General features: G+C 43.3%; 6 protein-coding genes. All 6 read right to left on the reverse strand.

Annotated elements, in window-relative coordinates:
* Nucleotides 1–19 precede the first annotated feature (19 nt).
* A complete protein-coding gene (locus KGY70_18890) occupies nucleotides 20–859 on the reverse strand; it encodes a C_GCAxxG_C_C family protein (protein MBS3777270.1) in 840 nt (279 codons plus the stop codon).
* 166 nt (nucleotides 860–1,025) lie between these two features.
* Nucleotides 1,026–1,439, reverse strand: a complete 414-nt coding sequence (locus tag KGY70_18895) for a rhodanese-like domain-containing protein (protein MBS3777271.1) — start codon at nucleotides 1,437–1,439, stop codon at nucleotides 1,026–1,028.
* 154 nt (nucleotides 1,440–1,593) lie between these two features.
* A complete protein-coding gene (locus tag KGY70_18900; protein ID MBS3777272.1) occupies nucleotides 1,594–1,968 on the reverse strand; it encodes a winged helix-turn-helix transcriptional regulator in 375 nt (124 codons plus the stop codon).
* A gap of 5 nt (nucleotides 1,969–1,973) precedes the next feature.
* The gene (locus tag KGY70_18905) at nucleotides 1,974–2,219 is read right to left on the reverse strand and encodes a TM0996/MTH895 family glutaredoxin-like protein (GenBank protein MBS3777273.1); all 246 of its coding nucleotides are present in this window, start codon (nucleotides 2,217–2,219) and stop codon (nucleotides 1,974–1,976) included.
* Nucleotides 2,220–2,317: 98 nt separating this feature from the next.
* Nucleotides 2,318–3,109, reverse strand: coding sequence for an NAD(P)-binding domain-containing protein (locus KGY70_18910; protein MBS3777274.1), 792 nt, complete (start codon nucleotides 3,107–3,109; stop codon nucleotides 2,318–2,320).
* A 136-nt stretch (nucleotides 3,110–3,245) separates the two neighbouring features.
* A partial coding sequence (locus tag KGY70_18915; GenBank protein ID MBS3777275.1) for a permease occupies nucleotides 3,246–3,668 on the reverse strand: 423 nt, incomplete at its 5' end.

Genomic DNA, 3,668 nt, shown 5'->3' on the forward strand with positions numbered 1-3,668 from the left:
TTATCTCACGCTGATTTCGCTATTTTTCATTCATTACTTTATAATGGGGTTCTGCAAAAACTTTATGCCCGATTGATTCTGTATGACATGAAGTACAACTCATCTTTCCCCCGGTATTGGCCAACTTCCCCTCTTTGCCGTGGCATGTCATGCATTTTCTGACCGTTTCATCGTCATGACCATCCGTCACATAATTATTATTAAAATATTCATTCAGAATGACCGTCGTTTGAGCTGCCACATCGCTGGTCAAACGGCGACATCTTTCTATACGCTGTTTACTTTTTATTTCATATCCAGTTGCATTCACCCAGCTTGAGTTGGATGCATGGCAAAGTATTGAATTGGAAACAGATCCAGGTGGTTCGAAATCCAAAATGGGTTTTCGGGGTTTGAATTCAGGAAGTTGTTTATTTTCATACCATCGAAAAAGACCGGTGGTCAAACTATCCTTCATCTCCTTCCCGGCCACGAACAAACCTATAAGCGCTGCTGCCCCGTTTAGTGCACCACAGAGGGTTCCAAAACCGGCAATTCCACCATGCCCATACTTCATCATATGAAAGGGGAATGATTCATAGGGCTCGCCAAATTTCTCAGCCAATTGAGAAAGTACACCTTTAACAGTTGCATACATGCAGCCTCCGCCTTCGTAATGTTTGTAGGCCAATTCGGCGGTTGTTGCTGGATTTAACCGGGCATACTTCCAATCGTGGTCAGCTTTTTTGTATTCCAGTTTTTGGGGCTTTTTTGCTGAGGGGTATTTTGGTTTGAATGCATTGTAAAGTGGTAAGATACCAACGATGCCACCTCCAATAATGGCACCCCCAGCTAATTTCATTGCTTTACGTCGGTTCATAGTGCTTCTTTTTTGAATATATTATACATTAATTCATTTTACATCCGTGTATGGTTAAGCATTATGTTATTTTTTAACTGAAAAACAACAATTTGACATCACTCTTTTCCATGAACTTCCCTCTTTTGTATGTACAGTAAGACGATCGATAGCGGCCTTTCTGTCATCATCCGCAGCCGCAGCAACCATCGCATGCATCAGGCAATATATCCTCCACAGGGAATCCACCAGCTTTCCATTGTACCAACCCTCCATCAAGATTGGCCACCTGCCCGAAGCCTTGCATGTTAAGTAAATTGGCTACTTTTGTCCCCCTTTCGCCCAGGGAGTCCATGACAATGATCAGTTTATGGGACGGAAGCTCCTGAATATTGTCAATAACCTTCGGCATGGGATAATGCAAGACCATCGACAGGGCTACGCGCTCCACCTCATATTCTTCTCTTTCGCGGACATCGAGCAGGATGGCCCTTTGCTGAGATAACAAGCCGTAAGCGTCTTCTGCTGAGATATGTCTTACGCCCTCTAAATTGAATTCCTGAATTTCAGGAGACTCTTTCACAACTAAATTTTTCATCATTGATTTTTATTCTCTTACTATGTGATTATTCAGAAACAACTTTACCCTTATTCTTAAAATTACTCTTGAATTCTCCTTGCCTGGCTTTCATCAGGCCTGACAGTACCTGCGACCGGAAAGGTTTTTGAATGAATCAAGTTCCTGGTTCAGATCTTTATCCCGAGGTCTCCAGTCCACAGTCCATTTCCTCATCGTCCGGGCAACATTCTCTGCGATTTTCCCGCATCCTGTCCAGGGTATCCATGAAATCCTCAAAGTATGACCTGAGCTCATCCAACGCCTGCTCATTGAGGGTATAATTGACACAGGTTTCTTCCCGTGTGCAGGTGACGAGACCCATCTTTTTCAGTTTGGTCAGATGTTGCGAAACGGTGGATTTGGCAAGGGGCAGGCGGGCAGATATGCTGCCTGCCCGGCAACCCTTGTATTTTGCCAGATGCAACAATATCTGGATCCTGGCCGGATGGGAAACCGCCAGAAAATATGGAGCACCTGCAAGCGCCGTCTCCTGATAATCTGTTTGGTTCATAGACATTACTCCTGAGCTTTTTCAAGCCATTTCTTGAGGGTGCTTTTTACAGGGATCTTTCCCTGTGAAAGCAGTTTCCCGTTCACATACAATCCCGGTGTCATCATCACCCCGTAGTCGGCGAATTCATTGACATCTGTTACCTTGTCGATATCAGCATCCAGGTTTTCTTCGTTGATTACCTCATTGCAGAGGCTTTCCAATTTTTCGCAATTGGGACACCCCTTTCCTATAATTTTAATATCCAGCATAATTTTTACTCTTAAATGTTCTACAATTTTCCACTATCAATTTCTATAGTTGCTTTATATAATCAATTATTACGTTTACTTTATCATATTATATTATATTATTTTAATCTATTGTGCATGTTGGTTAATATACTCCTGTACAGTTCCTTAATAGATTCGTGGTGCTGAGATAAAGGCTGGAAAGGTATAAGATCCATCACCTCATCAAAGTCGAGTTCGGATTCCAGGAGAGTTTCAACACTTCCTTTCACCATCTTGCTGACGGCCTCCCGGGCTTCCTGATCTTCCATTCCAAATTCCTTGGCTATTTTATAGAGCTCATGCAACTGAAACCACAGGTAAGTGGGTCCCATGCCGGTTATAACAGCATAGGCTTCCAGTTTGTCTTCATCATCTACATGAATAAGATCGCCCAGGGCCTCCAGCAGTTTAATGACCTGTTGATGCACCTCATTTTCCTTAAAACTCAGGCTATTTGAATAGGCTATTACATTGTATCCTTTATTGATAACCGATGGAGCGTTGGGAATCATCCGGATTACCGGGCAGTTTTTTCCCAGGATTTGGTTAAAGGTGTCAATCTTTATTTTTGGAGCTAAAGATACCAGTACAGTTTCCGGTTTTATGGTATCTTTTATAGCTTCCAGGCTGTTTTTGACCTCCGGCGGATGAACAGCCAGAAATACCAGGTCAGCTTCTGCAGCTTCTGCCGCGGTTTCAAAGGATTTAATCTGCTCATTGACAGACTGGAGCTTTCCAATTTGCGGGGAGTCGGGATCATATACTTTTATTTCTTTGCATTGAATTCCCTTTTGCTTCAATGCCTGCAGTATGATCCGTGTTATTCTTCCTCCCCCGATGAATCCTGCTGTAATGTTACAATTTTTCATAAGCTTGAGATTTTAAAGCAAATATTCCCATTAGCAGCAAACTAAGTAAATAAATCTTTTTTTTCATTTTTTTATCTTTTAATGGTTTAAAAATCCTGTTTAACAAATATTTAGCATATTTTAAATCTTTCATTATTTACATGCTTCCAAAGATCAATCCTGATGCAGTGGCCATAACCACTACGAGAGCAACATATACCAGGGTTTTCCTGGTCCCTATCACCCCGCGTATCACCAGCATATTGGGCAGGGAAAGTGACGGACCTGCAAGTAACAGGGCCAATGCCGGACCTTTGCCCATACCGGCGCCAATTAGCCCTTGCAGGATAGGTACCTCTGTAAGGGTAGCAAAATACATAAAAGCACCTACGATGGAGGCAAAGAAGTTGGAAAAGAGGGAATTGCCTCCCACCAGGCTCACCACCCATCTATTGGGCACTACGCCGGGCATGTCGGTATCGCCATGGGTTGACCCCAGAAGGAAACCGGCTATCAGCACCCCGATGGCCAACAGGGGGAGGATCTGCTTGGCAAAGTCCCAGGTAGAGAGGGTCCATTG

The sequence above is a fragment of the Bacteroidales bacterium genome (assembly GCA_018334875.1).
GTDB lineage: Bacteria > Bacteroidota > Bacteroidia > Bacteroidales > UBA12077 > JAGXLC01.

Excerpts from the sequence above, each read along its gene's own strand:
- KGY70_18890 (MBS3777270.1), bottom strand. The coding sequence starts at position 859 with ATGAACCGACGTAAAGCAATGAAATTAGCTGGGGGTGCCATTATTGGA.
- KGY70_18895 (MBS3777271.1), bottom strand. The coding sequence starts at position 1,439 with ATGATGAAAAATTTAGTTGTGAAAGAGTCTCCTGAAATTCAGGAATTC.
- KGY70_18900 (MBS3777272.1), bottom strand. The coding sequence starts at position 1,968 with ATGAACCAAACAGATTATCAGGAGACGGCGCTTGCAGGTGCTCCATAT.
- KGY70_18905 (MBS3777273.1), bottom strand. The coding sequence starts at position 2,219 with ATGCTGGATATTAAAATTATAGGAAAGGGGTGTCCCAATTGCGAAAAA.
- KGY70_18910 (MBS3777274.1), bottom strand. The coding sequence starts at position 3,109 with ATGAAAAATTGTAACATTACAGCAGGATTCATCGGGGGAGGAAGAATA.